1 protein-coding gene is annotated in these 448 nt (G+C 68.8%); it reads left to right on the top strand.

From position 1 onward, the window contains the following. Positions 1 to 30: 30 nt before the first annotated feature. Positions 31 to 448, top strand: a 418-nt coding sequence (locus tag I8N68_RS32525; protein WP_200216934.1) for a zinc ribbon domain-containing protein, incomplete at its 3' end; no start/stop codon positions are given.

The following is a 448-nucleotide window of genomic DNA, read 5'->3' as shown; positions in this document are numbered from 1 at the left end:
CGGCGACTGTCTGGTGCGGTACGCGGCACCGTGTTCACCGCCATCGCCCACCTCGCCGCGAAAGTAGATATCGCAGTCGTCACTGTTCCGGCGCGTGGTACCTCGTCCGGCTGTCCCCGCTGCGGCGGCGCGGTCAAGCATGTCAAAACGCCGGAGCGGTACGTCGCCGGGTACCGGTGGGCGACCTGCTCGTGTGGCCTGTCGATGGACCGTGACCACGCCGCGGCGCAACGGATCGCCGCCCGGGGCCTAACCAACCAGGCCAACACCCGCCGCGGCCGTAACGGCAACGCCGCGATCCGGACCGTCACCGATACACCGGTCCGTCACCAGACGCGCCGACCAACCCGAACCGCCACCATCCCGCCAGTGCGGGATCGACGCAAAACCGTACCCACCCCGAAGCAGATCCGACCTGCAACAGTCAAGACCCCACGCCTGCTGCCCT

The organism is Micromonospora coerulea, assembly GCF_016598485.1.
In the GTDB taxonomy this organism is placed as follows: domain Bacteria; phylum Actinomycetota; class Actinomycetes; order Mycobacteriales; family Micromonosporaceae; genus Micromonospora; species Micromonospora coerulea.
Note: the sequence above shows the minus strand (reverse complement) of the source record. Positions and strands in the feature narration are given on the sequence as shown.